Annotated in this window: 25 protein-coding genes and 10 pseudogenes; 14 read left to right on the top strand and 21 right to left on the bottom strand. The window is 67.7% G+C overall.

What is annotated here, in order from left to right; translation table 11 throughout:
• Positions 1-199 precede the first annotated feature (199 nt).
• Positions 200-385: a hypothetical protein gene (locus ACZ7L0_RS28620; protein WP_471245420.1), complete on the bottom strand. Its 186-nt coding sequence runs from the start codon at positions 383-385 to the stop codon at positions 200-202.
• Positions 386-447: 62 nt separating this feature from the next.
• Positions 448-939 (bottom strand): hypothetical protein, encoded by a 492-nt coding sequence (locus ACZ7L0_RS28615; RefSeq protein WP_471245419.1) that lies wholly within the window; start codon positions 937-939, stop codon positions 448-450.
• 225 nt (positions 940-1,164) lie between these two features.
• On the opposite strand from ACZ7L0_RS28615, the gene ACZ7L0_RS28610 reads away from it, so the two are divergent.
• The 3 genes and pseudogenes from ACZ7L0_RS28610 (at position 1,165) to ACZ7L0_RS28600 (ending at position 2,349) form a co-directional block, all read left to right on the top strand.
• Positions 1,165-1,326: a hypothetical protein gene (locus ACZ7L0_RS28610; protein ID WP_168725275.1), complete on the top strand. Its 162-nt coding sequence runs from the start codon at positions 1,165-1,167 to the stop codon at positions 1,324-1,326.
• Between the two features lie 131 nt (positions 1,327-1,457).
• A pseudogene (locus tag ACZ7L0_RS28605) lies at positions 1,458-1,715 on the top strand (type I-E CRISPR-associated protein Cas6/Cse3/CasE); the annotation flags it as partial.
• A gap of 412 nt (positions 1,716-2,127) precedes the next feature.
• Positions 2,128-2,349, top strand: a complete 222-nt coding sequence (locus tag ACZ7L0_RS28600; protein WP_471245418.1) for a hypothetical protein — start codon at positions 2,128-2,130, stop codon at positions 2,347-2,349.
• Between the two features lie 327 nt (positions 2,350-2,676).
• On the opposite strand, the gene ACZ7L0_RS28595 is transcribed toward ACZ7L0_RS28600, so the two are convergent.
• Positions 2,677-3,429, bottom strand: coding sequence for an ASCH domain-containing protein (locus tag ACZ7L0_RS28595; protein ID WP_471245417.1), 753 nt, complete (start codon positions 3,427-3,429; stop codon positions 2,677-2,679).
• Between the two features lie 350 nt (positions 3,430-3,779).
• Positions 3,780-4,031: a hypothetical protein gene (locus ACZ7L0_RS28590; protein ID WP_471245416.1), complete on the bottom strand. Its 252-nt coding sequence runs from the start codon at positions 4,029-4,031 to the stop codon at positions 3,780-3,782.
• Between the two features lie 180 nt (positions 4,032-4,211).
• Here ACZ7L0_RS28590 and ACZ7L0_RS28585 point away from each other — a divergent pair, with 180 nt between their 5' ends.
• Positions 4,212-4,610, top strand: coding sequence for a hypothetical protein (locus ACZ7L0_RS28585; protein WP_471245415.1), 399 nt, complete (start codon positions 4,212-4,214; stop codon positions 4,608-4,610).
• A gap of 14 nt (positions 4,611-4,624) precedes the next feature.
• On the opposite strand, the gene istB is transcribed toward ACZ7L0_RS28585, so the two are convergent.
• Together istB and ACZ7L0_RS28575 are read right to left on the bottom strand one after the other, a co-directional pair.
• A complete protein-coding gene (gene istB / locus ACZ7L0_RS28580) occupies positions 4,625-5,395 on the bottom strand; it encodes an IS21-like element helper ATPase IstB (protein WP_471245414.1) in 771 nt (256 codons plus the stop codon).
• Complete coding sequence (locus ACZ7L0_RS28575) at positions 5,392-5,781, bottom strand: hypothetical protein (RefSeq protein ID WP_471245413.1); 390 nt, start codon at positions 5,779-5,781, stop codon at positions 5,392-5,394. Before ACZ7L0_RS28575 ends, istB begins: the two co-directional genes overlap by 4 nt.
• A 314-nt stretch (positions 5,782-6,095) precedes the next feature.
• Between ACZ7L0_RS28575 and ACZ7L0_RS28570 the strand changes: the two genes are divergently transcribed.
• A complete protein-coding gene (locus ACZ7L0_RS28570) occupies positions 6,096-7,181 on the top strand; it encodes a hypothetical protein (RefSeq protein ID WP_471245412.1) in 1,086 nt (361 codons plus the stop codon).
• Here the strand turns inward: ACZ7L0_RS28570 and ACZ7L0_RS28565 are convergent.
• Both ACZ7L0_RS28565 and ACZ7L0_RS28560 read right to left on the bottom strand, forming a co-directional pair.
• On the bottom strand, positions 7,178-7,660 hold the full coding sequence (locus ACZ7L0_RS28565; RefSeq protein WP_471245411.1) for a hypothetical protein: 483 nt from the start codon (positions 7,658-7,660) through the stop codon (positions 7,178-7,180). The two genes, ACZ7L0_RS28570 and ACZ7L0_RS28565, sit on opposite strands and share 4 nt — an antisense overlap.
• A 596-nt stretch (positions 7,661-8,256) precedes the next feature.
• On the bottom strand, positions 8,257-8,382 hold the full coding sequence (locus ACZ7L0_RS28560) for a hypothetical protein (protein WP_471245410.1): 126 nt from the start codon (positions 8,380-8,382) through the stop codon (positions 8,257-8,259).
• Between the two features lie 8 nt (positions 8,383-8,390).
• On the opposite strand from ACZ7L0_RS28560, the gene ACZ7L0_RS28555 reads away from it, so the two are divergent.
• Positions 8,391-9,260, top strand: a complete 870-nt coding sequence (locus ACZ7L0_RS28555) for a tyrosine-type recombinase/integrase (RefSeq protein WP_471245409.1) — start codon at positions 8,391-8,393, stop codon at positions 9,258-9,260.
• A 104-nt stretch (positions 9,261-9,364) separates the two neighbouring features.
• Here the strand turns inward: ACZ7L0_RS28555 and ACZ7L0_RS28550 are convergent, their stop codons facing one another.
• Entirely contained in the window at positions 9,365-9,721 is a 357-nt protein-coding gene (locus tag ACZ7L0_RS28550) for a hypothetical protein (protein ID WP_471245408.1), read from the bottom strand.
• Positions 9,722-9,941: 220 nt separating this feature from the next.
• Here ACZ7L0_RS28550 and ACZ7L0_RS28545 point away from each other — a divergent pair, with 220 nt between their 5' ends.
• A complete protein-coding gene (locus ACZ7L0_RS28545) occupies positions 9,942-10,298 on the top strand; it encodes an SPASM domain-containing protein (protein ID WP_471245407.1) in 357 nt (118 codons plus the stop codon).
• 540 nt (positions 10,299-10,838) lie between these two features.
• Here ACZ7L0_RS28545 and ACZ7L0_RS28540 read toward each other — a convergent pair.
• The 4 genes and pseudogenes from ACZ7L0_RS28540 to ACZ7L0_RS28525 all read right to left on the bottom strand — a co-directional run bounded on the left by ACZ7L0_RS28540 (position 10,839) and on the right by ACZ7L0_RS28525 (position 14,140).
• A complete protein-coding gene (locus ACZ7L0_RS28540; protein WP_471245559.1) occupies positions 10,839-11,363 on the bottom strand; it encodes a WD40 repeat domain-containing protein in 525 nt (174 codons plus the stop codon).
• Between the two features lie 39 nt (positions 11,364-11,402).
• Positions 11,403-11,648 (bottom strand): annotated as a pseudogene (locus ACZ7L0_RS28535) (WD40 repeat domain-containing protein); the annotation flags it as partial.
• A pseudogene (locus ACZ7L0_RS28530) lies at positions 11,614-12,840 on the bottom strand (WD40 repeat domain-containing protein); the annotation flags it as partial. The pseudogenes ACZ7L0_RS28530 and ACZ7L0_RS28535, both read right to left, overlap by 35 nt.
• 232 nt (positions 12,841-13,072) lie before the next feature.
• Positions 13,073-14,140: an NB-ARC domain-containing protein gene (locus ACZ7L0_RS28525; RefSeq protein ID WP_471245406.1), complete on the bottom strand. Its 1,068-nt coding sequence runs from the start codon at positions 14,138-14,140 to the stop codon at positions 13,073-13,075.
• Positions 14,141-14,338: 198 nt separating this feature from the next.
• Between ACZ7L0_RS28525 and ACZ7L0_RS28520 the strand changes: the two are divergent.
• The 3 genes and pseudogenes from ACZ7L0_RS28520 to ACZ7L0_RS28510 form a co-directional block, all read left to right on the top strand.
• Positions 14,339-14,740 (top strand): annotated as a pseudogene (locus ACZ7L0_RS28520) (MFS transporter); the annotation flags it as partial.
• Positions 14,741-15,279: pseudogene (locus ACZ7L0_RS28515) on the top strand (IS3 family transposase); the annotation flags it as partial.
• Positions 15,280-15,487: 208 nt separating this feature from the next.
• Positions 15,488-17,548, top strand: coding sequence for a restriction endonuclease (locus ACZ7L0_RS28510; RefSeq protein ID WP_471245405.1), 2,061 nt, complete (start codon positions 15,488-15,490; stop codon positions 17,546-17,548).
• Between the two features lie 361 nt (positions 17,549-17,909).
• Here the strand turns inward: ACZ7L0_RS28510 and ACZ7L0_RS28505 are convergent, their stop codons facing one another.
• Complete coding sequence (locus tag ACZ7L0_RS28505; RefSeq protein ID WP_471245404.1) at positions 17,910-18,116, bottom strand: DUF6233 domain-containing protein; 207 nt, start codon at positions 18,114-18,116, stop codon at positions 17,910-17,912.
• Positions 18,117-18,476: 360 nt separating this feature from the next.
• Here ACZ7L0_RS28505 and ACZ7L0_RS28500 point away from each other — a divergent pair, with 360 nt between their 5' ends.
• From ACZ7L0_RS28500 to ACZ7L0_RS28490, 3 genes and pseudogenes are all read left to right on the top strand, one after another.
• The gene (locus tag ACZ7L0_RS28500) at positions 18,477-18,626 is read left to right on the top strand and encodes a hypothetical protein (protein ID WP_471245403.1); all 150 of its coding nucleotides are present in this window, start codon (positions 18,477-18,479) and stop codon (positions 18,624-18,626) included.
• A pseudogene (locus ACZ7L0_RS28495) lies at positions 18,587-18,793 on the top strand (DUF6087 family protein); the annotation flags it as partial. The gene ACZ7L0_RS28500 and the pseudogene ACZ7L0_RS28495, both read left to right, overlap by 40 nt.
• 77 nt (positions 18,794-18,870) lie before the next feature.
• Complete coding sequence (locus ACZ7L0_RS28490) at positions 18,871-19,740, top strand: 4a-hydroxytetrahydrobiopterin dehydratase (RefSeq protein ID WP_471245402.1); 870 nt, start codon at positions 18,871-18,873, stop codon at positions 19,738-19,740.
• A 193-nt stretch (positions 19,741-19,933) separates the two neighbouring features.
• On the opposite strand, the gene ACZ7L0_RS28485 is transcribed toward ACZ7L0_RS28490, so the two are convergent.
• The 6 genes and pseudogenes from ACZ7L0_RS28485 to ACZ7L0_RS28460 form a co-directional block, all read right to left on the bottom strand.
• Positions 19,934-20,191, bottom strand: a complete 258-nt coding sequence (locus ACZ7L0_RS28485; protein ID WP_471245401.1) for an IS110 family transposase — start codon at positions 20,189-20,191, stop codon at positions 19,934-19,936.
• Between the two features lie 259 nt (positions 20,192-20,450).
• Positions 20,451-20,811 (bottom strand): annotated as a pseudogene (locus ACZ7L0_RS28480) (pentapeptide repeat-containing protein); the annotation flags it as partial.
• A gap of 271 nt (positions 20,812-21,082) precedes the next feature.
• Positions 21,083-21,682: an ATP-binding protein gene (locus ACZ7L0_RS28475; RefSeq protein ID WP_471245400.1), complete on the bottom strand. Its 600-nt coding sequence runs from the start codon at positions 21,680-21,682 to the stop codon at positions 21,083-21,085.
• Between the two features lie 28 nt (positions 21,683-21,710).
• The gene (locus ACZ7L0_RS28470; RefSeq protein ID WP_471245558.1) at positions 21,711-22,187 is read right to left on the bottom strand and encodes a LutC/YkgG family protein; all 477 of its coding nucleotides are present in this window, start codon (positions 22,185-22,187) and stop codon (positions 21,711-21,713) included.
• Positions 22,188-22,249: 62 nt separating this feature from the next.
• Positions 22,250-22,322: pseudogene (locus tag ACZ7L0_RS28465) on the bottom strand (phosphorothioated DNA-binding restriction endonuclease family protein); the annotation flags it as partial.
• Positions 22,321-22,416: pseudogene (locus tag ACZ7L0_RS28460) on the bottom strand (phosphorothioated DNA-binding restriction endonuclease); the annotation flags it as partial. The pseudogenes ACZ7L0_RS28460 and ACZ7L0_RS28465, both read right to left, overlap by 2 nt.
• 66 nt (positions 22,417-22,482) lie before the next feature.
• Between ACZ7L0_RS28460 and ACZ7L0_RS28455 the strand changes: the two are divergent.
• A pseudogene (locus ACZ7L0_RS28455) lies at positions 22,483-23,110 on the top strand (phosphorothioated DNA-binding restriction endonuclease); the annotation flags it as partial.
• Between the two features lie 46 nt (positions 23,111-23,156).
• On the opposite strand, the gene ACZ7L0_RS28450 reads toward ACZ7L0_RS28455, so the two are convergent.
• Positions 23,157-24,740 (bottom strand): MFS transporter, encoded by a 1,584-nt coding sequence (locus tag ACZ7L0_RS28450; protein ID WP_471245399.1) that lies wholly within the window; start codon positions 24,738-24,740, stop codon positions 23,157-23,159.
• Positions 24,741-24,749 lie beyond the last annotated feature (9 nt).

The raw sequence follows: 24,749 nt of genomic DNA, 5'->3' as shown, positions 1-24,749 counted from the left end.
CGGTCCCGTGGCGGCTGCTGTCGTCGACCGCGACCCCATTCGGCGAGCCGGTGGCTCTGTCGATGACGAGGAGCAGCGATTCTCGGGCGGTTCGGGAGGCACTGCCCGTGCTGGATGTCGATGGCTTCGGGCAGCAGCTCGGTGCCGATCGGTAAGACGCCGTGTGCTGCTCGTCCGAGGCCCGGGACAAAAGCGCTGGCTACGGGCGCAGGTAGAGGAAGCCGCCCTCCTGCCAGGACTCCTTCCACGCGGCGCGCAGCCGAGCGAGCCGCCTGGTGCCGCGCTTGCCGCCCAGCTCGAGGACCGACGGCGGAGGCGTCTGGCTGAGCACGTCGAGGAAGGACGGGTTGTCCTGGCCATTGACCGGCTTGTCGTTGGTAGGCATGGCGTAGCTGCTCCTTCGGCGAAGGGGTCGGTGAGTGGGCGGTGCGGGCTGGCCGGAGTCGGTCAGCGGATCTCGTTGCGGGTGCGGGCGAAGAACGCGCCGCGCGTGGTGCTGTTGTTGTGGATCTCGGTGTGCTGGGTGACCGGACCCTCGTAGACGGTCTTGGTGACGGCCGCGCGGGCCTTGCTGATCACGCCGCCGATGGCGGTGGCGGCCATGGCCAGACCCGCGAACGGCAGGGTGACCATTAGGACGCTGTTCAACGTGACGGAGGCCAGGCCCTGAAGCACCAACCAGGCGCCGCAGCCGATGCCGGTGGCTCCGGCACCCACACCGATGGAGGCCACCGCGATCCCGGCCGCCCAGGCCGGGACCATCCGGTGGTCCTCCTGCTTCACGGGCGAGGCGGTGCCGAAGGCCGGCGGCTCGGTGTCGTCGCGGAACGAGCTGGGGTGGTGTTGGACGGGCTTGCTCGCCCAGTCGTCGATCAGGCGGCGGGCTTCGGCCGCGGCCTCGGACTCGGGCATGCCGTGCTGGGTGTTCAGGGGGTCCATCGGGTGTTCTCCGATCACGCGGGAAGAGGAGCGCTCTCCTGGCCGTGATGGCTGGGAGGGCGCGTGGGGGAGTGGCCGCGCGCAAGGGCGAAGGGCGACGCCGGAGTCGTGTCCGGCGGCGCCCTTCGGCGTTGTGCAGCAGGTGAGTTGAGGCTGGCCGGTGGGTAGTCACCGCACCTGCGCCCCGGGCATCCTCGAACCAACAGGCGCGGGGAAGGGGATCTGGTGGAGTTCGTCTTCGATTGCGGATGGTGCGGCGGGGACAACTACTTCGTGGGCAAGCAGGTCGGCTTCTGGGTCGACAAGTGGGAGATCCCCTCGGAGTGGGACTGCCGCTTCTGTGACGGGCTCAACTACACGCCCGACCCGCCGTGGACCGAGGCGTAGTCAGAGGCTGGAGAGCAGTCCGGCGAGCGAGGCGAGGCCGCTGTTGATGACCGGGGCCAGGCCGGTGGCACAAGGTCCGCGGTAAACGTGTCCCACACACCACACCGCAACAAGCCAAGGAGTGGTTCTCGCAGCGCCTTCAGCCAAACGGAGAACCAGCCGCTGCGCCCAACGGTGTTGCGCGAATCGGAGCAGCAGCAGACCCCGACAGCCTCAGCGTCAGAATGCTCGGCAGCCTAAAAAGCACCGCCCGAGACGGGCTTGTCGTCGCACGCACCGAAATCAAAGGCCGTTTCACCGTGACCGACCCCCACGCCCTCCTGCGAGCCCTCAGCGAAGGCATCGGCCGGGCCCGCGCCTACGGCTGCGGACTACTTCTCGTCCGCTGATCACCCTAACGAGCGTTCGACGGACCGAGCCAGCACCACCCAGGGAGTGCAGGGGATTCCTCACGGGGCAGGCGCCTGCGGCTACCCGGCCTGTGGCGATGGTCCCAAGGCGGCGGCGGTGGAGCAACTGGTGTTGGCCTTGCCCGCGCCCGCGGGGATGGTCCCAGCGCGAACTCTTCGGAGGGGTTGCCGAACATCTGCTCCCCGCACCCGCGGGGATGGTCTCCGTATCGAGAAGAACGGGTTGCGCTACGCGCCGTGCTCCCCGCACCCGCGGGGATGGTCCCTCTGCGCGTTCGGGGCGAGCTTCTGATCCGATTGCGACTAGTTCAATCACTGACCATGGCAGTCCCGGGATCCTGGCTTCCGGTATCCACTCCCACGCGGCGCCCAGCGCGGCTACCGTGGGGACATGGCGAAGGAGCTCCGTATCAAGGTTGACGACGAGACATATGAGGAGCTGCAGCGTCGCGCCGCTGACGGCCACGAGGACCCAGATCAGTACGCGAGCCGGCGGCTGACCGACGACCTTGCGCGTACCCGGTTCCTCGAGGGCGCGAGGGCCTTCGTCGAGGAGCACGGGCAGGCCTTCGCCGACCGCTTCGGGACCGGTCCCAGCAGCCACGCCGCCTGATGCCGCCCGTTGTACTCATCGACGAGCGATGGCTGCTTGATATCGCGCAGAACCTCGTGCCAGGCGACCCCGACGTCACCGACTACGGTTTCTCTGAACTAACTTAATAGCCTCTGAGTGAGGGATCCACGTTCGCACATCGCTTCCGGCGAGGTGCTTCTTTGTTTCTGGGGTCGGGTCTGTGTCGGTGGCTCCTGTTAAGAAGCCGCGTCTGAGGCTTGTATGACAAAAATGAGTTGGCCTCGGACAGGTTCTGATTTATGAAAACTGTGCGGTCAGGGGCTTGTCGTCCCCTTGCGGCCCAGTCCGCGCTGGTGCCTCCGCGGTTTAAGCGGCACCTGTCTTGTCGTTGATCTGGAAGGTGATTACGTCGACTTCGTCGGTTCCCGCCAGGTCTGGGTAGTGGCCTTTGAGGACTTCCCGGAGTTCGGTTGCGGTCGTGAGTCCCTCGGCTTGGGCGTCCTGCTTGGTGAGGTCGCTGACCAGGCAGTGCCTGATGTCGGTCACCTCGGCCGGCAGGACGACTTCGGGGTCGCTCTCGAACACCAGCCGTGCCGGCCCGAGCTGGGCCGGGTCCCGGAAGCGGGTGGTTTTGGCCTTGGTGCCGGAGCGGACGTCTTCGAGGTAGCGGGGGTTGAACCGGATGATCGGGGGACCGGCCGTCTCGGGGTCTTGGTAGAGCGATGGGTCGAGACCGTTCATGCCTTCCGGGGTCCATCGCTGAGTCAGCGGCATCAGGTCAGCGGCGAGAACCGACCTGGGCCCCGCGGGCGTGGGCACGATGACGCGCATGGTGGGGTAGTAGTCCACAAAGACCTGCCGATCGCGCCCGCACGGGCCGATGACGCCGCGCCCGTGGTTTCCCACGGCAACGATGCAGCGCATCTGGCGGGCGCCCTGGGCTCGTGCGGCTCCCAGAGCCACGAGTTCGGCGCAGGGTCCGCCGGTGAAGTGGTAGAGGTTCACGCCGGCGAACATCCGGTAGTCGGCAGCCATGACCGCGGCGCCCATCGTGTGGATCCCGTCTTCGTCGGGCCCGGCGTCGGTATGCGCGTCTATGGTGCGGCGTGCCAGCTCCACGAGCTCACGCTCGTCATCATCGAGAGCTCGTGCAGATGACGGTACGTACACGTTTTCAGCCTTCCCTTCCGTCAGCAGTCGCCAAGATCATTCCACGCCACGCAGGTGGGCTCCACGGGATATCGGCTTGCCTTCACTGGGCCCCTGCGATGGTCCCGGGGGCAGGGATGGAGCGCCCTGGCTGAGTGCCTGCGTCCGAACTCGTCGCCCGACTGAGGAGTGAGGTGATGAGGACGGAACCAGACCACCTGGTAGTCACTGAGTCCGGGGATGAGTGCGAGTCACTCTTCGGAGAGTTCGTGGCCACCGACACCCCGGGCTGGCGATGAGCCGAGCCTGGGCTCGCTGCGTCAGTCATCGTCTGCTGAGGGTTCCGGGCCGGTGACGTTTCTCCCGACCACGCGGCTGAGGTCGGGCATGCCGAGGTGGATGGTGCTGCTGTTGTCGAGTTGGGTGAGTTTGCTTTCGGCGCCGTCGAGGCTGACCTGGAGCCCGGCGACCTCGCCGCGCCAGCCCTCGCGTTCGGCTTCCTCAATGCGGGCGATGAGATTGTCGCGGATCTCGATGAGGCGGGGCCGCTGGGCGGGGTCCGGGCGGAGCATGGAACAGCGAACGCAGGCATGCTCGTGGACGCAGGCGGTGCCGTAGGCGCGTCCGCAGGTGCCGAGTGAGACCTTGCGGAGTGTCGGCGTACTCGCTTGTGTGCAGAGTCAGGTACGGATGAACGTGCAGAGCAAGCAGTCTCGTGAAGCACCGGCGTCGTTGTTCGAGATGATGGGGCGGTGTCTCTTCGCTACTTCAATCAGACTGGCTGGACCGCGATCTTCAACGGCACTGACACCGAGATTGGCCGCACGGTGCGCGTGGAAGGCTGGGACCAAGCGACTGGAACCGCACTGGTCGTCGATCCCAAGCGTGGCGCCCTGCGCCCAGTCACGGAATACGAGGACTTCTCCCACCTGGAGAAGGCCGAGCAGGTCGTGGCCGCGGTGCCCGGCGGAGGGTGGCGGGTGCACTGGAGGGACGAGGGCCCGGGAGGAACGCCGCTGACGGAACGGGTGCTGGCCTGGCTCATCACGTCGCAGGGGCGGGCGACGGCCATCACGGTCGATGCCCAGGGGCATGTCGAGGATGCTGATGGCGCCGACGCCTTCATCCCGCCTGGCGAGGAACCTGCGTAACAATCGGAGCTGGGTCAGGCCACTTCGGTTTCTCGCTCGATGGCCTTGAGGCGGTTCTTGAGCCGGTAGCTGGGGCCGTTGATGGAGATCACTTCGCAGTGGTGGAGGAGACGGTCGAGGATGGCGGTGGCGAGGACTTCGTCGCCGAACACCTGTCCCCATTCGCTGAAGGTCTTGTTTGAGGTCAGGATGATCGAGCCCTTCTCGTAACGCTTCGAGATGACCTGGAAGACCAGGTTCGCCTCAGCTCGCTCGAGGGGCTGGTAGCCGACCTCATCGACCACGAGGACGCTGGGCCGCAGGTAGGTGCCGAGCTTGTTGAGGAGTCGACCTGCGGCTTCGGCGGCCTTGAGGTTGCGGACCATGTCGTCGAGGCTGGTGAAGTAGATCGAGTAGCCGGCCCGGCAGGCCGCGACCGCGAGAGCGACAGCGATGTGTGTCTTGCCGACCCCGGGTGGCCCGAGCAGGGCGGCGTTGGCCTTGGCCTCGACAAAAGCGAGGGTGGCGAGGTCCTTGACCTTGCGCGGGTCGAGGTCGGGCTGGAAGGCGAAGTCGTACTCGTCGAGAGTCTTGTAGTGCGGAAGCCGAGAGAGCCGCAGGCCCTGGCGGAAGCGACGGTCGTCGCGGACGGCGAGTTCCTCGGACAGCACCAGGTCGAGGAAGTCGAGGTAGCCCATCTTTCCTTCGTCGGCCCGCCGGATGTACTCGTTGATGGTTTCGGTCAGGTGCGGCAGGCCGAGCTTGCCTGCCGTGGTGCGGATGCGGGTGCTGACCAGCTCGCTCAAGACGTTTCCCTCGTGCTTGGGTGGGTGGTGAAGGGGCGGGTGCCGGTCAGCTCGTCATAGACCGACAGCGGACGGCGGCCGACCTCGATGCGAGTTGCCGCAGTTCGGTTCAGCAGGGCCTGGAGCGGTCCGGCATCCTCGCCCAGCGGCCGTTCGCGGCGGGGCTGGGGTGGGAGGTCGCTGGTGGTGGTGCGGCGGCCCTTGCCGGTGGGCAGGCCGTCCCAGTGGGTCTCCTCGACGACGCGGACCCCGCGGCCGACCGCGCGGGGGTGCATGGCCAGCAGCGTCTCGCCACCGGTGTCTGCAACGGTGGAGTGCAGCATGACCTGCGACTTCGTGGCCCGGACCTCGACGAGCTGCCGGGGACGGACCTTGCGGGCGGGCACTGAGAGAGATCGCCGACCGCCGAGCCGCCCCTACCACCCCTCGAAACGGCCCGACCGAGCACGACAAACTCATCGCCCGCAACGCGAAGCTCCGCCGCCGCAACCGCGAGCTCACTGCCCAAATCGCCCTCGCGGCCGCCCAAATCCAGCACCTTGCACTGCGCAACGAACGACTGCAGGAGGCCCTGGAGTCGGCCGCCAAAGTCACCAACATCCGCAGCAAGTCCGGGAAAGGTTGAACCAGGAACAACAGAGCCCTGCACCATCTGACCTCGATGCGAATCGGGCGCAATGTCTGGCGCGAAGATCCGACCATGGGCATGATGAACCAGATGGGGGTTCAACGCGATGGCGCCAAGGACTATCTCTACTATGCGACCGATTGGATCTGGCCGCGGAACCATGACGCGCACATAAAGTCCCTCCTGTTGTTCTTCGATGGGGTGGCTCTCTCGTTACCAACGGATCTAGCGGACGACATGCTGGATCGGAGCCCTGATCTCGCCCAGCCTCTGCATGACAAGGGCCTTCTGATCAACCTCGACCCTGCGGTCCACTTGAATGCCGATGCCGCGAGCCGACTAGCCGGCGGGTTAACCGAGTGGCTCGAGCGGCAGCCCAGCCCGCGGTCCTCCCCACTTTTTCCGCTGGGGTGGGATCCAGTTCCGGATTCGATACCGCCTCGGACGGGAACCATCATCGATGGGCACTGGGGGGCCGTGACCCAGATCGTTGAGGCGCGGCGGTTCGAACGGGCGATGCAACGGCAGGGCCTGGCTGTCCCCATTGGCGGGAATCTCTGGCTGGTAAGCCGCAGCATCCGGCAGCTGATCCTACTGGCCTACTGCCGAGCCCTTCATCACGAACTCCAGGCCTCCGACATCGCTCTGCAGCCAGTGATGGTTGATCACCGTCAGACACCCAGTTGGCCGCCCATGCTGCCTGGTGATAAGCCGTTCAGGCGAAGTCAGAACACGCAGCGCGTGATCAAAGCGGACTGGCAGCAGATCGGCGCCGATCTGTCTGCGATTCCACTCGACGAGGTCTTGGACTTCAGGAGCCAGCACAGTTCAGACTTCCACGCTTACACGCGGGGGTTGCGTGAGCTAGTGCGTGATGGCAACGAGATGTCCGACAGGCAGTTCGCGGCAGCCCTGCGTGACCGAAGCACGCGGATTGAACAAGAGGCCAAAGAACTACGCAAAACGCTCAGAGGAGCCTTCGGACGCAGCAGCGCAGGAGCCGCCCTAACACTCGCCGGAGCTGCTTGGACAGCCACCCACGGAGACGACCTCCTCGGAGCACTCCTGGCAACGACAGGCGCAGGTGTCGCTGTCACACGGCCTCAACGGCCCGAGACGGCCTACTCCTACCTCTTCCACATCGGCAAGAGATTCTAAGCGTCCAGCTGGTCAGGCTGGATGAGGGTGGAGGAGAAGCGTCCCTTCCTGGATGGCTGCTGACCCGCCGCTCGCGGCACATGCGCCAGATCGTGGCCGAGCGCCGTGACCCGGACGGCTTCGCCGCCCTGGAAGCCAAGGCCGCCCCGGGCGTCTGGGACGCAAAGCTCGGCCTGCAGGCCCGCAACCAGATCGCCACGATCATGCTGGCCAAGGGCGGCAAGGTCGCCGACATCACCGTCGGTGACTGCCTCGAGCTCCGAGGCATCGAAGCCGAGATCATGACCACGAACAGCGGCCGGTCGCTGTTCTACCTCTGGCTCAAGGACCTGGAGGTCTTCCCCCCGGACGCGCCTGCCACCCTCCGCGACTTCAAACGGCGGGCCGGACAGGTCAGCGTCGAGGAACTGGTGGACCGCTACCACCTGCAGTGCCGCCCGGTCCGCGACCTGATCGTCGACTACCTCACCGAACGCCAACCCTCCCTGGACTACACCTCGTTAGAGGGCTTGTCCCGAAACCTTGCCCAGCTGTTCTGGGCCGACCTTGAACGCCACAACCCAGGGATCGACTCCCTGCGACTGCCGAAGAACGTCGCAACCGCATGGAAGGAACGCATCCGCACCAAGACGCGCCGCAAGCGGCAGCCGGACGGCAGCTTCACCGAGATCACCACCGAACGGCAGAGCGCGATCTCGGTGCTGAACGTCGTCCGGGCCTTCTACCTCGACATCTCCCAGTGGGCCGTCGAAGAGCCGGGCCGCTGGGCGCCCTGGGTGGCGCCCAGCCCCGTCAAGGAATCCGAGCTGTCACACAAGAAGCCCGCCCGGCGGCAGAAGGCGAAGTCGGACCAGCGGACCCGGGAGCGGCTGCCCGTTCTCCCCGTCCTCGTCGAGGCCGCCGACCGCCAGCTCAAGGAAGCGCGGACGCGGAACGAGGCTGCCCTCGAGGTCTCTCCCGGCGCCACGTTCGCGGTGCTCGGCAAGACCTACACCCGCATCCGTCACCCACGCTGGGCCGACGGAGTCGCCGCCAACACCGTCTATGACGACGACGGGAGACGGTGCACGTTCGGCTATGCCGAGAACCGGGCCTTCTGGGCCTGGGCAACGGTGGAGTTCCTCCGCCACACCGGCGTCCGCATCGAGGAGATGCTGGAGGTCAGCCACCACAGCATCACCCAGTACACCCTCCCCACCACCGGAGAGATTGTCCCGCTCCCTGCAGATCGCCCCCTCGAAGACCGACCAGGAACGACTCCTGCTGGTCAGTCCCGAACTCGCCGACGTGCTCAGTGCCATCGTCTGCCGAGTCCGCGACGCCTCCGGGACAGTCCCGCTCGTCCGTTCCTACGGCGTCGGCGAGAAGGTCTGGAACCCGCCCATGCCGCTGCTGTTCCAGTGGCGCACGGGCGGCCAGAACAGGCCGATCTCCGAGACCACGATCCGCCGGGCCCTCAACGAGACGCTCGACTTCGCCGGCCTGACCGACAACACCGGTCAACCGCTCGACTACCAGCCCCACGACTTCCGAAGGATCTTCATCACCGACGCCATCATGAACGGCCTGCCACCCCACATCGCGCAGGTCATCGCAGGTCACGACGATATTTCCACCACCATGCGCTACAAGGCGATCTACCCCATGGAGGCCATCGAGGCCCACCGCGCGTTCATCGCGCGGCGACGGTCGACCCGTCCCAGCGAGGAGTACCGCAGGCCGACCGACGCCGAGTGGGACGAGTTCCTGGGGCACTTCGAGCTCCGCAAGGTCTCGATCGGCACCTGTGGGCGAGCCTTCGGAACGTCATGCATTCACGAGCACGCCTGCATCCGCTGTCCGATGCTCCGCCCTGATCCTCGCCAGCGATGGCGCTTGGTCGAGATCAGGGACAACCTCGTCGACCGCATCGCCGAAGCCGAACGAGAAGGCTGGCTTGGTGACGCCAAAGGCCATGGGACCACCCTTGAGGGAGCCAAGGACAAACTCGCTCGGGTGGACGCACAAAAGGCAAGAACCAGACAGTCGATCTACCTAGGAATGCCCTCGTTCGGCGAGATCGCCGCACGAACCACCTGATCCCGGCTCCGCCAGCACGCTGGCGGAGCCGCTTCCATGAGAGGGGCACGTGTGACCAACGCTTTGACATATCCACGGAGCTGGTGGGCGTGATGGCCTGGGCTTCAGCGGAGGCGGTCGAACGTGCCCTTGGCGGTCCCGTCGAAAGCGTTGTCGCCGCGCCACCGCGCGAGTGTCTGAGCAATCTGCGCGGGGGTCGCTGCGGAATATTCATGCCACCGCGAGTCATAGCCATGCGGATAGCCGAGCAGCATGTTCAGCACATTGTTCACGGCGTCGTCCTGCTCGCCAGGGTCGGAGGACGACGGCCAGGAGGCCGCGATGGCGGCGATCTCGGCCCGGGTGAAGCCCATGAGGGTGTGGAACTCCCATTCCGGGAAGAACGGACCGTTCACAGCCGCGTCCAAGCACTCCTTAATGATCTGCAGGTCCCGTTCCGTCATCCGCTCCATCGCGCTCATAGTCGGATGATCTCACCTCTCACGGTGGGGCTCACCTGGCGCGCAGCCCCGTCACAGCGAGGCATCCGCCTCTGGCCGAGGCGCCGACCTCCAGCTCCGCAAGTTCGGAGAAAAGGCGACGCGCGCCAACATCGCTGAGGCCGTCAGGCGCGGCATCCGGCTGAAGGTCACCGTCCTCGACGCAGGAGATCACGAGCGCGCTGAGCGAGCCCCTGCCGAGATGCAGGCTCTCGGCGTCCACGAAGTACACGTCAGCGAGGTGCGGGCTGTCGGCAACGCCGCGGGCTCCGCGATGCCGTCCACCGCGTCGCTGTGCGGGCGGTGCGGAGGCAAGAAGGCGGCCGTCCTTGCGGACGGGAGCGTATCGGTGTGCGAGATGGGGCGGTTCCTGACCGCGGGCAGCGTCAAGGAGGCGAGCCTGGCGTTGGTGCTGGCCAGCGACCGGTGGGTCGAGGTGACCGCGAGCATCCCGCGCCGCGCCGGCGCGGGACCCTGCCCTCCCGACTGCGCGCCGAACGACGACAGCTCGTGCGGACCGGACAACTCCGGACCCTGCGGCCCGGCCGACGACGGCTGACACGGACGAGCAAGCGGACACCGGAGACGGAAGGGACTGCAGGGACGTGGATCTGGACTGGGAGACTCACGCACGCCGTCTTGCCGACGGGTATCTGCGGCCGGAGTCACCGTGGTGGCGGCCAATCGCCTCCACCCCCCGGCACCTGTTCGTGCCGAACTGGTGGGAGCGGGACACCTACGGCCGCGTGGCCCGCAATGGTCCCGATGACCCCGACGCCTGGTTCAAGGCCGCCTACCGCAACCAGACCCTCGTGACCCGGATCGGCACCGATCACGCCGATCATGTCGAGCCGGGCACGGTCGTCCCGTACGATGCGCTCTCATGGCCGGGCGCGCACCAAGCGGTCGCCTACGCCTCGTTAAAAACAAGCTCAGGGGCCGCTGGCCACGCGGTACGGCCCCTGGGACGGGTGGCCCTACCCGCAAGAAGACCCTCTGTGACGTCCACCGACGCCTCGAACTCCCCGGGAGCAGCTGCCCTTCACGGTCCAGACGGAGATCCCGACCGCCTTGGGGTGACGGCGGTGCTGCGTCGGGTTTACGGCAGGTAGGTAAACGCGTACACGCCGGCTCCGCCGACGGTACAGAGCATGGTGCCACCGGGATGCCAGGCAATCCCAACCACGGGGCCTGCGACCCGGAGAGCGCAGTGGCATTGACCACTAGCGATCTGCCACAGCCGCACGGTCCCGTCGTTGCTGGCGGTGGCCAGCAACGCACCATCCGGGGAGAACGCGCACCTGTCCACCCAGCTGGTGTGGCCGGTCAGCACCGCCTGCTCGGCGCCGTCCGTGACCCGCCACAGCCGCACCGTCTGGTCGCTTCCGCAGGAGGCCAGCAGGGCACCGTCCGTGGAGAACGCGCAGCTGAGCACCACGTCGGTGTGGCCGGTCAGTACCCCCTGTTCGGTGCCGTCGGTGACCCGCCACAGCCGCACCGTCTTGTCGTCGCTGGTGGTGGCCAGCAGGCTGCCGTCAGGGGAGAACGCACAGGCCCACACGCCACCGGTATGGCCGGCCAGCACGGCTCGTTCACGGCCATCGGTGACCTGCCATAGCCGCACCGTCCCGTTCTCGACGGCGGTGGCGAGCAGGGCACCGTCGGGCGAGAACGTGCAGTCGTTCACCCGGCTGGTGCGGCCTGTCAGTACCGCTCGTTGGGTGCCGTCGGCGACGTGCCACAGTCGGGCGGTCTGGTCGTTGCCTGCGGTGGCAAGCAGGGCACCGTCGGGAGAGAACGCGCAGCCCCACACAGGTAGCGTGGCCGGTGAGCACCCGATGTTCGGCACTGGTGGCGACCTGCCACAGCCGCACGGTCCTTCGGCTGGTTGCCGCCAGCAGCGTGCCATCAGGCGAGAATGCGCAGTCCCAGACCCGCTCGGTGTGGCCAGGCAGCGCCGCGTACTCGCTGCCGTCGGCAACGCGCCACAACTGCACCCTTCCGTCGTCGCTGGCGGTGGCGAGCAAGGCTCCGTCCGGAGAGAGGGCACAGCACCAGGCCCCGCCGGTGTGGCCTGGCAGTACCGCCTGCTCGGTGCCGTTGGCGACCCGCCACAGTCGTGCCGTTCCGTCTTGGCTGGTGGTAGCCAACAGGGCACCGTCCGGCGAGAACGCGCAGCCGCGCACTCCGCCGGTGTGGCCGGTCAGTACCGTGTGCGGGGTGCCGTTGGCGACCCGCCATAGCCGTGCCGTTCCGTCTTGGCTGGTGGTAGCCAACAGGGCACCGTCCGGCGAGAACGCGCAGCTGTGTACCCAGTCGGTGTGGCCGGTCAGTACCCCCTGTTCGGTGCCGTCGGTGACCCGCCACAGCCGCACCGTCTTGTCGTCGCTGGTGGTGGCCAGCAGGCTGCCGTCAGGGGAGAACGCACAGGCCCACACGCCACCGGTATGGCCGGCCAGCACGGCTCGTTCACGGCCATCGGTGACCTGCCATAGCCGCACCGTCTTGTCGTCGCTGGTGGTGGCCAGCAGGCTGCCGTCGGGGGAGAACGAGCAGCTGTGCACCCCGCCGATGTGGCCGATCGGGTGGGGCCGGGCTGGGTTGATCTGGTCGGGGAGAGGCCAGGCGGGCTCCATCCGGGGCTGGGACAGGGTGGCCTGGTAGCGGTGCAGGGTCGGCTCCAGCCCGGGCAGGCCATGCAGCCGACTGGCCAGCGTCGCCCCGAGCGCTTCAGATGGGTCGATGGGGCCGAGCAGGGGCGCGGCCTGTTCCAGCGCGCGCCGCAGCGTGCCAGCGGTGGGGGTGTCCACCAGCGCCAGGTCGGCTGTGACCCCGACCACCGAGCCGAGTCTACGAGTCTTGGCCTCCACCCAGCGCAAGTCCCCCACTAGTGCGGCCAGTTCCTCGGCCTCGCCGGCGGCGGCCAGATGCTGTGGCAGATAGCGCCACAGATAGTCGGCGTCGGCCGGCAGGGTCCACCATGGCCGTACTTCATCTTCTGCGGGCCCGGAAAGCAGTCCGTCGGCGGCGCTGGTCAGCCGGCGGTGTACCTGGGTCCGCTCCTCGGCGCTGTGACGGGTGCGCAGGTACGCGCGGAGCACATCGTGCACCACCAGGCGCGGCCCAGGTGCATCGAGCCGGTAGTCGGCGACCAGCCCCAGGGCGGCCAGGTCGTCGCACAGCCGCTCCACTCGGGTGCCCGGCCACAGCAGGCCGAGCACGCTCAGGGGGATATCGACGTCTTCGGGGAAGATCGCCAGATCCAGGTAACTGCGCTGGTCCTGCGGGGTGAGCAGCGCCAGGCTGGCCTCGACGGTGGCGGCCACCGCTCGGCTACGCTCGGCTGGGCGCGACGGGTCGAACGCACCCGGCCCGTCGGCCACCAGCGTCTCCCGCACCTGCTCGGCCGCCTCCTGGGCCAGTTGGCCATGCTTCCACCCGCCGGCGCAGGACACCATTGAGCAGGTTCAGCAGCACCGGCCACCGGCCCGCTGCCCGGGCCAGCTGCTCAGCGGTCTCGACCGCCAGCCCCGGCACTTGGTCGGCAACCAGCCGCCGCGCCTGCTCCAAAGACATGGCGTCCACCACGATGTGCTGCCCGTCGACCGGCAGCAGGTCGGGGATGCGGGTGGTAACCAGGCGGGTGCAGCGGCGCCCGCCGAAGCGGAACGGTCGCAGCTGCGCCTCCTGCCACACGTCGTCGATCACCAGCAGCACCGGCTCCTGCTGCTCGTCGAGCAGGCGGCCCAGCTCCGCGCCGGCGGCATCCGGCTCGGAGAGGGACGGCCGCCGACCACTCAGCGCGCAGGCAAGGTCATTGGCCCGCTCCGCCAGATCCGCGCCCCGCACCTCCTGGCCAAGCGTCACCCACAACAGCCCGCCCGGATAGCGCACCGGCAGCTCCGGCTGGTGACACATCCAGGCCGCAAGCGTCGTCTTGCCGAACCCTCCCGCCCCGCGCAGCCCCGTGGTCATCGCCACCTCGGTCGGCCCGGGCGCCAGCAGCGCGGACGCCAACTGACCCGTCAGCTCCGGCCGTTCCACCATCCGTTCCAGCGGCGGCGCCATCCACGGCCGCAGCCGCGTACCGGGCTCGCCAGCTGGTTCGCGCCCGCCGGCTCCGCCACGGTGCGCCGTCCCCGGCCCGTGGCCGGCACGCCAGACCTCGAAACCGACCCACACCATCACCAGCACCAGCAGAGCGGTGCCCACCGACCAGGTCCACTGTGAAGTGGCCACGTTGGTCAACACGCCCGCGCCGAACGCCAGCAGCGTAGATGCCCCCGCCGCCGTGCCCTGCCCGGACCATCTGCGCGCCACGCCGAACCAGCCTTCGCCACGGCGGCGCGGAAACCCCCAACGGCCGCGCCATGCCATCATCAGAAAAGTACCGAGCGTCACTGAGCTGCGTATGCCGGTCTTCAGAAAATCACCGCATCCGCTCCGTGCCACCGGCCAGTGGACGCCAGTGGACGCCGGCAGCGGCTCTTAACGTTGCCGTTCGGCTTCCCGTCCATCGACAACCAACGGAACGGCAAGCCAGATCACAAGCGCGATTTATGACGCCGTGACCTGCGGAAAGAGGATGTGACACAGCTTCTGATGCTGGCCCAGTGGCTACCACCCGCGTTCGTAGCGGGCGCGGAAGGTCTGATCGTCGCCTACGCGGGAGGACGCCACTTCGCACCCGGCTGGTACGCGGTGCTGATGGGCTGTCTGCCGGTCGGTATGCTTGTCGGTGACCTGCTGGTGGGTCGACTGCTACGGCCACCCACCCGGGAGCGACTGGTAGTCCCGTTGATTGCGCTGACGGGACTGCCGCTGGTCGGCTTCGCTACCGAGCCCGGAGTGGGCGTCTCGTCCTGTCTGCTGCTGCTCTGCGGCTTCGGATTGGCCTACGGTCTCGGCCTGCAACGGCCGTTCCTGGACGCCCTGCCGCAGGATGGCCAGGGCCAGGCCTTCGGTCTGCTCGGCTCCGGCAGCATGACGCTGCAGGGCATCGATGACCTGGTGCGGCGGAACTTCACCGCGGACGGGCCGAACCGGTTGTGGCTCACGGACATCACCGAGCACGCGACCGGCGAGGGCAAGCTGTGTCTGTGCGCGGTCAAGGACGTGTACTCCGGCCGCATCGTGGGCCATTCCATCGACTCCCGGAGGAAGTCCCGCCTCGCCTCGCGGTGGCCGCGCCGGAGTCCGCCGTCGCCCGCCGCGGCCCCACTGCGGGATGCATCGTGCACTCCGACCGCGAATCGCAATTCCGGTCCAGCAAGGTCGCAGCCCTCCTCACCCGGCATGGCCTGGTCGGCTCAATGGGCCGGGTCGGGGCCGCCGGCGACAACGCCGCAATGGAGAGCTTCTTCGCACTGCTGCAGAAGAACGTCCTCAACCGCCGCGTCTGGGCGACCCGCCAGGAGTTGCGGATCGCGATCGTCACCTGGATCGAGCGGACCTACCACCGGCGCCGACGGCAACGACGCCTGGGCCGATTGATCCCCGTCGAGTACGAAACCATCATGACCCCACCCGCAGCTCTGGCTGCATGTACCCCGCTGTCACCCGATCATGCAGCAGTCCCCTCCGGCCCGGCGCGGCCTCGATTACTCTCCAGTCATGTTGACCTGCGGAGACAACTGAGCAAGTTGCTTTTGCCGAGTGGATGTACGAGGCAGCCGTCGCTGGATAGAGTCGTGCAGTTACAACTGGTTGTGGGGACAACCAGAGCACCTTGGGGAGGGCCTGCAGCACATGAGTCGTCGCTCTAATGGCGTGGTCAGCGTGTGGGCTGAGATGCAGAGGCAGCAGCAGCGCCAGGCGGAGGCTGAAGCCAGACGGCGAAGACAGGAAGCGCAGCAAGCACGTGCCTACCAGCGGCGAGCTGCCCAAAGTCACCGCGAGTACAGGCAGGCCGAGGCACTACGTCGCACTGAGCAACTGGACGCCCAAGTCACGTCGCTGCAGGGTCTTCTCGCATCGGGATGTCAGGCTCCAGCTTTCAGAGCTTCCTCGCTCATGCGCCTCGAAGAGATCGAGCCCTTCACTCCGGGACCATTGGCGCAGCCCGTGCCCATGCCGGACTTCGATCATTACCAAGTGCAGAGTGGGTGGACTGCCAGCCGCCGGGCACAGGCTCAGGCCGAAGCTCGGGCGCGCTTCGAGCGGGACTGGCACGCGGCTCAGGCGGCGGAGGCGCAGCGGCAGCAACAGTTGGCGTCGTACCAGCAGGGATACCAGCAGTGGGCCGACGCACAGCTGGCCGATGTGCGGCGGCACAATGCCGGCGTCCTCGAGCTGACCGAAGGGGTGAGACGCCGCGATCCTGACTCTGTGGTCGAGTACTTCTCTGCCGCTCTCTACGCCTCGACTGCGTGGCCGGAGGGTTTCCCACGGCAGGTAGCAGCAGCCTATGACTCAGTGGCCGGACAGTTGGTGCTGGATTGGGAGATGCCCGCCTACAGCGTCATCCCCGAGGTCAAATCCGTTCGGTACATGCCCAGCTTGGATCAGGACAAGGAGACTCCCCGGCCAGTAGGCCAGCGGCGTGCCCTGTACCGAGAGGTGCTCGCGCAGTGCATGCTGCTCGTCCTGCACGAACTCTTCGCCGCAGATGAGCTGGGCGCGCTCGAGTCGGTGACCTTGAACGGGTTCGTGGATGGGCATGACCCTACGACGGGCCAGCCGGGCCACATCTACCTGGCAACCGTCATGGCCCCGCACTCAACGTTTCGTGACCTGCACTTGGCGCAGGTGGACGCCGGCAGCTGCCTGGCCGATGCACTGCGCGGGCAACTCTCGGCTCGACCTGACCAACTCGCGCCGGTGCGGCCGAGTCGCCGACCTCAGGAGATCGGAAACCGCGTTGTCACGCATGGCAGCGACGATGAACCCGACCTGTACGAGATGGACCCCATTGCCTTCGAGGATCTCGTTGCCGATCTCTTCCGGGCTATGGGGATGCAGGCAGTCACCACCCAGCGCTCGAACGATGGCGGGGTAGACGTTGATGCACTGGACCCAACACCGATCCGAGGCGGCAAGATCGTCGTACAGGTGAAGCGCTACCGCAACACGGTGCCGCCCACCGCTGTGCGTGACTTGTACGGGACCGTACAAGACGCCGGCGCCAACAAGGGTGTCCTCGTCACGACGTCAGGGTTCGGCCCTGGTTCACACACCTTCGCAAACGGCAAGCCGCTGGAACTGATCTCGGGAACTGAACTCGTCGACCTGCTGCATCGCCATGGGCTCCGTGGTCGCCTGGGCGATGGTGCCCGTCGAGCTGCAGCACAGTCAACGGCGACGGTTCCGGACACTCGATTGCCCGACGACTACAACGTCTTGGGCATGTCCTGGAGGGGAAGTGTCGCCTTGGACGTGTGCGCTCTCGTCTGCCGTGGCAACCGGGTCCTCAGTGACGATCACTTTGTGTTCTTCAACAACCCGCAGACACCGGACGGCTCCGTGCGCGCTCTTCCCGCCCCTGCACCCGACAAGGCTGCGCTGTGCGTCTCCTTCGACGGATTGCCGGATGAGGCTGACCGGCTCGTACTCGTGGCCGCCATCGACCCAGAGGTCAACCCGCACGCCGACCTCTCCGGCTTCACGGACGCCTGCATACGCCTGCTCGATCCGACGCTAGCCGAGCTGGGACGTCTAGAAGTCTCCGACGGCCGGCCGCATGAGACCGCGTTGGTCCTCGGCTCCTTCCGCCACAGGTCGAACGGGGACTGGGACTTCGTCTTGGGCGGCAAGGGCTACACGGGCGGCCTGGAGGAGCTCGTGCAGGACTTCGGCATCGAGGTCGAGTAGATCCCGCAGGCGATCGAGCTGCAGCGCTGGCTGCGGGCTATGAACGCGGCTTGATGACCCAGATCTCATCCGATCGCTGGTCTGGGGTGGCGGGGGACGAGGAGGACGTCGGGACGGGGACGGGGCAGGTGGATCCCTGGTGCCCCGAGCTGGGACGGGGAGCTGCGTCTGTCCGGCGGCCGCGCCGGCGTAGTGGGCGGGCAGCCCGTTCTTTGTGGGAGGGCCCCGACCGAACACCGGTCGGGGCCCTCCCAGGTCTGGGCACGGTGGCCGGACTTGTCTGGCCCGCGGCGCCCGCCAAGAAGGACGCGACGAAGAAAAGCTCCGCGAAGAAGGTGTCGGGTCATCGGCCGCGGAGTGCCTAGTCCAGGATGCCGAGTGCTGTGCCTGGTCGGCAGTGGACGCATGTGGGTACCTGCTGGCGCAGTGCGTGGAGTGCCTGCTGCCGGGTCGCCGGCCGGCACCGCCCGCTCTTGGCCGCGGCCCAACAGCCGCCCGTGTGCACGGCGTCCACGTTGGTCCGGTTGAGCCCGTACTGGATCAGCCACTGAGGCGGGGGAGGCCGCATCTCCTCATCCCGACGCCGCTCCGTCTCGCGCCGCTCCTGGCCGGGACCGCTGTCGTCGAGGCCGACGAAGCCCAGGTCGGCGAGGGCTCCGAGGCTGGCCGCCCGTAGGTTAGCGGTGAGCCGGTCGTGTCGGCAGACGGTGATCTCCGTGGTCCGTCCGGGCAGTCAGCGTCATGGACCGGATCGGGCTGTCCGCCGCCCTGTTCGCCGGGGGCTAGGCAAAGCAGGCCGCCAGAGCCGCCCAGCAAGCATGCGACGAAGCGGCCCGCGTCGACTCCACCCTCGTCGCCTCCCGATCCAACACCCTGGATCTCGCGGCAGTACACCCGAGGCCGGTCGCGGCCTGAGACCATCAAGGCCATGGGCAAGCCCTCCCGGCCCGGACCGCCGAACCAGCCCTCCCGCGCGATGCCGCACGTCGACGGCGACGATCCGCTCGCGCGGTACGACAAGCGCCGCCCACCACCCCTCGACCAACACGCCCGTTCCACGGCCGCGGCGGCCACCTGATCCCCGACGAACCCCGCGTCCTGGAAGAGTGGAACGGATTTGTGTACGAACCTGCGGGCACGGCAGCAAACCTCGCCGCGGCCCAGCGCTGGCTGAACGAACCGACGTCCGCCGAACCCGACGACGAGCACCCCTCCCCCTGCCTGATATCCCCCTTCGCGCCGTAGCCACTCGCTACGGAAGTAGGTGTCACCCGACGGCATCTCAGCTAGCCTTGCATGGTGGAAAGTTGGGGGAGAATCAGATGGAACAGATCTTCGTTAGCTATCGTCGCGAGGATGGTGCGGCAGAGGCCTGGTTGCTGCAGGAAAAGCTGAGTGACCAGCTGGGTGGTGCAGCCGTTTTCTTGGATACGTCCTCTGTATCGCCAGGAACCATTTGGCCTGACCGACTACGCCAAGCGCTGGACAACGCGTCTGCCGTACTCGTGATAATCGGCCCGAATTGGATAACGGCGTCCGATGAATGGTCGCGGCGGAGAATAGACCTGCAAGACGACTGGATTCGCCTGGAAGTGGAGAAGTCGTTAGATTCAGATAAGGTCGTCCTGCCAATTTTGGTCCGAGGTGCCGAAATGCCTCCCCCTGAATCACTCCCGGCATCAATTTCAGCGATTTCGTTACGGCAGGCCGTCGAATTGCGTAGCGCCAATGATGTTGCTCTGATTGTGAATCATCTGATCAGACTGCTGGGGGTGTCGAATTCGGATCGGAGCACGGGCTTGTTTCCGCGCCCCGCCCCGGAGCTGCCCGATCCGTTGAGCAAGGAGAAGATCGAGGTAGCGCTGAGCGGGACCTTGCGTCGATGGCGCGTACAGCGGCGTCAGCTCGGCGAAACCTCACCGGGAGCCAAGGGCGCTGCGTCGGAATCGGTTGGCTTGTACCGCGAGTATCGATTTCGGACTTTTCGAGAGGCAGTTTCTTTCATGCATGCGACCGCCCCGGGCTGCGACATCGCTATTCATCATCCAGTTTGGGAAAACATCTGGCGCACTGTTAGGATTTACCTCACCACTTGGGATATCGGCCACCGCATTTCGGATCGGGATGTGCAGCTGGCTAAATATTTCGAACGAGCATACGAGGATTTCCCGGAAGCGGATCCCGTCGACTGACGCGACGCGCATACGGATCACTGCGATGCCGCCTCGTGCCAGTCGCATTCTCGGCTTGGGCAGCTACGATCATCTGAGGTTCGATCGGGCACTGACATGCGTCAACGCCCAAGGCACGGCCTCGTGGGCTCGGCTGCTTTCACCAGGACGTCATGACCGCGAGTAGAGCGTGCCCGTTCCGTAAGGCGTGCCGCTATCCGGGGGCTCCTCGGGTAGCGGGGCGCGTACAATGCTCGGCACCGTAGGAACCGGTCCCCTCCATCCCGACGGCGATGATCTCGCCGTGGGAGGCGAACCATTCCAGCAGTCGCCAATAGCCGTCCGGGGTCGTCTCGAATGATTCGGTGGCCAGCTGCCGGCCGACAGTGTCGATGATGGCGGCCTGGTGAAAGTCGGTGTGGGTGTCGATCCCGCCGACCACAGATATCTCGGTTGCCTCGTTGGCTGTCATGCTGCTGGTGCTGTCCTTCCGAACCGCGCTCTTGAAAGGGGATAGCACGGGCCGGTCGCGCAGACGATCAACACAGTGACGGGACGCCTGGTCAGGCTCCTATTAGGTCACGAAAGTCCGGCGGGCCACGCGCATGATCGCTCCGGACCGACGCATCCTCGCCAGGACAACTCAACAGCGTCGGTGGATTTTTGGGTCAGGTCCGAAGCGCTCACCCAGCCATCATCACTGTGGGTTTGGGCGGCGCCAGCTGGCAGTCGGCTCCGGCGGTGTAGGGCAGGCGAAGGTAGGCGCACAACACGCCGATGCAAGTCTGGCGCAGCTCGCGGGTGGGGGCGTCGTGGGCGAGGCCGGCCAGGGGTGAACGGCGCCGAGGCGCACGGCCTCGGACTTCTCGCCGAGCTGGGCGACAGCGGTGGTGAAGCGTTCGGTGTGCAGGCGGGTGGCCTCCCGCAGGGCACCGTCCTCGGCGACGCGCTGTCGTCGGTAGGCCACGACCAGGGCGACCAGGGCGCCGGCGTCGGCAGCCACCCCGAAGGACAGCTTCGCCAGGTCGAACGGCGTCCTGGCCCTGACGCGTGCTCGGGCGCCAGACCCTGCATGCCGAGCAGCTCCCACCCAATGATGAATAGGGTACGAAAACGCCTCCACGCTCACCACACTGCTGCGCCAGCGCCTGGGCACCACCCCCGGCCGCCTGCGGAACGGAGCCGCAGTTGAGGCTCGGCAGCTGACTGGGGAGCGGCCCGCGCAGTCACTCCTGGTCGGCCGGGTCCGGATGGGTCGGCGAGCCGGTTCCGCCGCTTTTCGAACAACACCGTCGGGAGGGGGCCACGGCTCCCGCCACGTTCCCGGCCGGGTCCGGACACGGGAGCCGCCAGGCAGCTCAGGTCAGCAAGCTGGTCGTGCCGTCGTTCGGCGGGATGACCCCGAGGAGTTCGTCGACCTTCTGGGCGCCGAGGGCCGCAGCTGGCGCGGTGTCGGGGCGTTGCGATCCACCCGGGCGGTCTCCGCAGGACGCGCGCCGGGCGAATCCTCCTGCAAGGTCGCCCAGGCGCATGTGCCGTACGGCGTACGGTGCACACCGCACTGCCGGCTCAGCGCCTCCACCAGCAGAAGCCCCCGGCCGCCCTCCGCGAGGTCGCCGTGCGGGGTGGAGGCGACGGGCCCGTGCCGCACGCCGCTGTCGAAGACCTCGATCCACACGTCCGTCGGGGAACGCGTGAGCCGGAGGCTCACGTCGGCGGAGCCGCTGTGCCGGACCGTGTTGGTGACGACTTCGGAGACCACGACGCGCACCGCGTCGGCCACCTCCTCACCGATCCGCCATGCCGTCAGCTGTGCCCGGGCGAATGCTCTGGCCTGCGGCACCGCCCGCTCTTCGGCCGGCAGTGCGCAGACCGCGAGGGCGCTGGGGTTCTGGGGGCGCGGCTCCGGGGCGTCGGACACCGCTGCCCTGGGGCGGCACATGTCTCGGTCTGGGGCAGGCATGGCGACTCCTGTCATGAGAGACGTAAGGTCATACGACGATGAGGACATGGAGCGTGCGCGGTCCGTGCACGCCTTCCACTCGGTCGAGTTCGATGTCGCTGGTCGCCGAGGGCCGGGAGACGAACGTCAGAGGCCGGGCGGGCTCCAGGCGTGCCAGTGCCTCGGGGACACAGGCCACGACCTGTTCTGCCCGTAGCACGCACACATGGTGGTCGGGCACCAGGGTCAGAGCGCGTCGTCCCTGTCCCGGACCGCCGTCCAGGACGAGGGTGCCGGTCTCGGCGATCGCGACCGCGACGGTAGTGAGGACGCTGTCGGCCCGGTCCAGGTCGCGAACGGGCAGCTGCGGATGGTCGTCGAGCACCCGGGCCGGGTCCAGTTCCGGCTGCCAGGCAGGCGGGAAACCCCGCGGCACCACGACGCAGGCGGCATCGCGGGCGGCCACGATCCGCGTGATGGCCCCGAGGAGCACCCTCGCCGACAGCAGGACGAGCTTGAGGGGCATGCCGTAGCGCGCCAGGGCGACGGTGATCGCCACGGCGAGAGCCGCGAGCCCGGCGCCATGGACCGGCCGAGGGCGTACAGGAGCAGCAGCGGCTTGTGCGGAGCGCGGGTCCCGCTCCTGGGTCCACTGCCTAAGCGGGCGTGGACTTGTTCGGAGGGCCGTACTCGGCCAGCAGTCGTTGCAGGTCCTGTGCCACCGCGCTGCAGCGCAGGCCGCCCTCCGCGTCCTCCTAGAAGTCCCGGGCTGCCGGGCCCCCGGTCGATGCGCACTTCCCATACGCCGTCGCTGACCAGGTGGTGGAAGGGGTAGCGGGGTGCGGGAGCTGCGCGAGACGGGTGCCACCGGACGGCTGGCGCCGGACTTGAGAGCAGCGCTGCGACGCGAACCGCAACTGCTCGGCAGGATCACGCGATTGCTGCTCGACCTGCACTTCCCACCCTCCCTCCATGGCGAACTGCGCGAAGCCGTCGGCCTGGAACTGGAGCCGGCGCAGACCGAGCAGCTCTCGGCGGTACGCAGGCAGCGGGACCCGCGGATGCGGGAGCTGACCGCCTACGAGTACCGGTGCGCCTTTTGCGGATACTTCGGCAGGATCGGCGCGGTGCCGGTCGGGCTGGAGGCCGCCCACGTGCGCTGGTGGGCGTTCGGCGGTCCCGACGACATCGACAACGGGCTGTGCCTGTGCTCGCTGCACCACAAGCTCTTCGGGCAAGGGCGTCCTCGGCGTGGGAGACGATCAGCGCATCCTGGTCTCACAGTGCTTCGTCGGCCACAGCCCCGCCGCCCGCGAGCGCGTTATAGCCCTCGCGGGCCGGCCACTCTTCGGCCCACAGCCCGGGGCGCACCCTGTCTCGGCCGCTCACCGCGACTGGCACGCCCGCCAGGTCTTCCACGGTGAGCCACGCCCCGCCACTGCAGCCTGACCGCCCCGGCACCGTCGGCATCGCTGCGACGGCGAGAAGCTGCGCGTCAGTTCGGCGTGGCGGTGGTGTGGTGCGGTCGGTTGTGTACCAGCAGGGCTGAGGCGAGGGCCGCGCACAGGAACACGGCAGCGATGACGATCAGGCCGGCGTGGACGCCGGAGGTGAAGGCGTCGCCGATCGCGGCGGTCACGTTCGGCGGGGCTGCTCGGTGGCCGCCGCTGCCGCTGGATACGGCGTGTTCGACGGTGGGCCAGGCCGCTCGGGGCACGTGGTGGGCATCCAGCTGGGGCGGCAGTTGGGACTGGAGCCGGCTGGCGAGCAGTGCGCCGAGGAGGGAGGTGCCAGTGACGGATCCGATCTGGCGGAAGGTGTTGACTGCTCCGGAGGCCATGCCGGCGTGTTCATGAGGGACGCTGACCAGGGCGGCGGCGGTGCTCGGCGCAGCCACCATCCCGCTTGCGGCTCCGAAGAGCGCGTAGAGCCACCACACCCGGGCATAGGGGGTGGTCGGCTCCAGCGTGGTGAGTCCGGCCGTGGCGGCGGCTCCGATGAGGAAGCCCAGGGTCAGTGGGAGCTTGAAGCCGGTGCGGCGGATCACGCGTCCGGTCGCGTAGCTGACGATGACGTAGACGCCGAAGAAGGCCAGCAGCCGCCATCCCACGTCCAGGGCGGATAGGTGCTGGACACGCTCGTAGAAGAGCACCGACAGGATGGCCAGGCCGGTGAAGCCGAACAGGGAGACGGCCGCGACGAACATGACGGCGCTGAAGGATGCTGACCGGAACAGGGTGATGTCCAGCATGGGTGTGCGGCCGGCGCGCTCGACGAGGACGAAACTGGTCAGGGCCGCGGCCGCGGTGATCCAGGCGATGAGGATGCGGGGGCTGGTGTAGCCGTCGTGTCCGCCTTCGATGAGGGCGTAGACGAGGGCGGCGATGCCCAGGACGGCCAGGACCTGGCCGGGGATGTCGAGCTTGCCGGCGGGGCCGCGCGATTCCCCTACGAAGGCTGCTGCGGCCAGGGTGACCACGGCGAGGACGGCGGTCGACAGGAAGACCGTGTTCCAGTGGAAGTGGTCCAGCAGTGTGCCCGCGATCAGGGGGCCTGCGGCCAGTCCGATGCCCGAGGAGGCCGCCCAGATGGTGACGACTTCGGTGCGCCGGTGGGGGTCGGGGAACGTGGCCCCCAGGATGGCCAGGCTGTTGGGCAGGATGAGTGCGCCGCCGAGGCCGGAGACGAGCTGGCCGGCGATGACGCCTCCCGCCGAACCCGCCGCGTAGACGATGAGCGAGCCGATGATCATGACCGCGGCGCCGGTGACGAAGGCGCGCTTGCGGCCGTAGAGGTTGCCGATGGTGCCCGCGGACATCACCAGACTGGCCACGACCAGGGTGTACGCGGAGGGGATCCAGACGAGGCCGGTCGGGGAGACGTGCAGGTCGTCCTGGATGGCTGACAGTGCCGACACCGATGCGGTGATCAGCAGAAAGGTCGTCGTGGCGCCCAGGCACATGGCGATGAGTGTGACGCCGACGGCGAGCCGGGAGGGGTGGTTCGGGGAGGGCCGGACACCGGTGTGCCGGTCGGTCGGCTTGAGCCGGCCCGGGGCGGGGGAAGGAGTGGAAGTCACGGTGTCCTC

This window comes from Streptomyces sp. NPDC039424, assembly GCF_055639495.1.
The sequence above is the reverse complement of the archived record's forward strand: the minus strand, read 5'-3'. Positions and strand labels throughout refer to the sequence as shown.

Coding starts and splice junctions, on each gene's coding strand:
- ACZ7L0_RS28620 (WP_471245420.1), bottom strand. CDS start 385: ATGCCTACCAACGACAAGCCGGTCAATGGCCAGGACAACCCGTCCTTC.
- ACZ7L0_RS28615 (WP_471245419.1), bottom strand. CDS start 939: ATGGACCCCCTGAACACCCAGCACGGCATGCCCGAGTCCGAGGCCGCG.
- ACZ7L0_RS28600 (WP_471245418.1), top strand. CDS start 2,128: ATGGCGAAGGAGCTCCGTATCAAGGTTGACGACGAGACATATGAGGAG.
- ACZ7L0_RS28590 (WP_471245416.1), bottom strand. CDS start 4,031: ATGCTCCGCCCGGACCCCGCCCAGCGGCCCCGCCTCATCGAGATCCGC.
- ACZ7L0_RS28570 (WP_471245412.1), top strand. CDS start 6,096: ATGGGCATGATGAACCAGATGGGGGTTCAACGCGATGGCGCCAAGGAC.
- ACZ7L0_RS28550 (WP_471245408.1), bottom strand. CDS start 9,721: ATGAGCGCGATGGAGCGGATGACGGAACGGGACCTGCAGATCATTAAG.
- ACZ7L0_RS28545 (WP_471245407.1), top strand. CDS start 9,942: ATGCAGGCTCTCGGCGTCCACGAAGTACACGTCAGCGAGGTGCGGGCT.
- ACZ7L0_RS28510 (WP_471245405.1), top strand. CDS start 15,488: ATGAGTCGTCGCTCTAATGGCGTGGTCAGCGTGTGGGCTGAGATGCAG.
- ACZ7L0_RS28505 (WP_471245404.1), bottom strand. CDS start 18,116: ATGCGGCCTCCCCCGCCTCAGTGGCTGATCCAGTACGGGCTCAACCGG.
- ACZ7L0_RS28500 (WP_471245403.1), top strand. CDS start 18,477: ATGGGCAAGCCCTCCCGGCCCGGACCGCCGAACCAGCCCTCCCGCGCG.
- ACZ7L0_RS28490 (WP_471245402.1), top strand. CDS start 18,871: ATGGAACAGATCTTCGTTAGCTATCGTCGCGAGGATGGTGCGGCAGAG.
- ACZ7L0_RS28485 (WP_471245401.1), bottom strand. CDS start 20,191: ATGACAGCCAACGAGGCAACCGAGATATCTGTGGTCGGCGGGATCGAC.
- ACZ7L0_RS28475 (WP_471245400.1), bottom strand. CDS start 21,682: ATGCCTGCCCCAGACCGAGACATGTGCCGCCCCAGGGCAGCGGTGTCC.
- ACZ7L0_RS28470 (WP_471245558.1), bottom strand. CDS start 22,187: ATGCCCCTCAAGCTCGTCCTGCTGTCGGCGAGGGTGCTCCTCGGGGCC.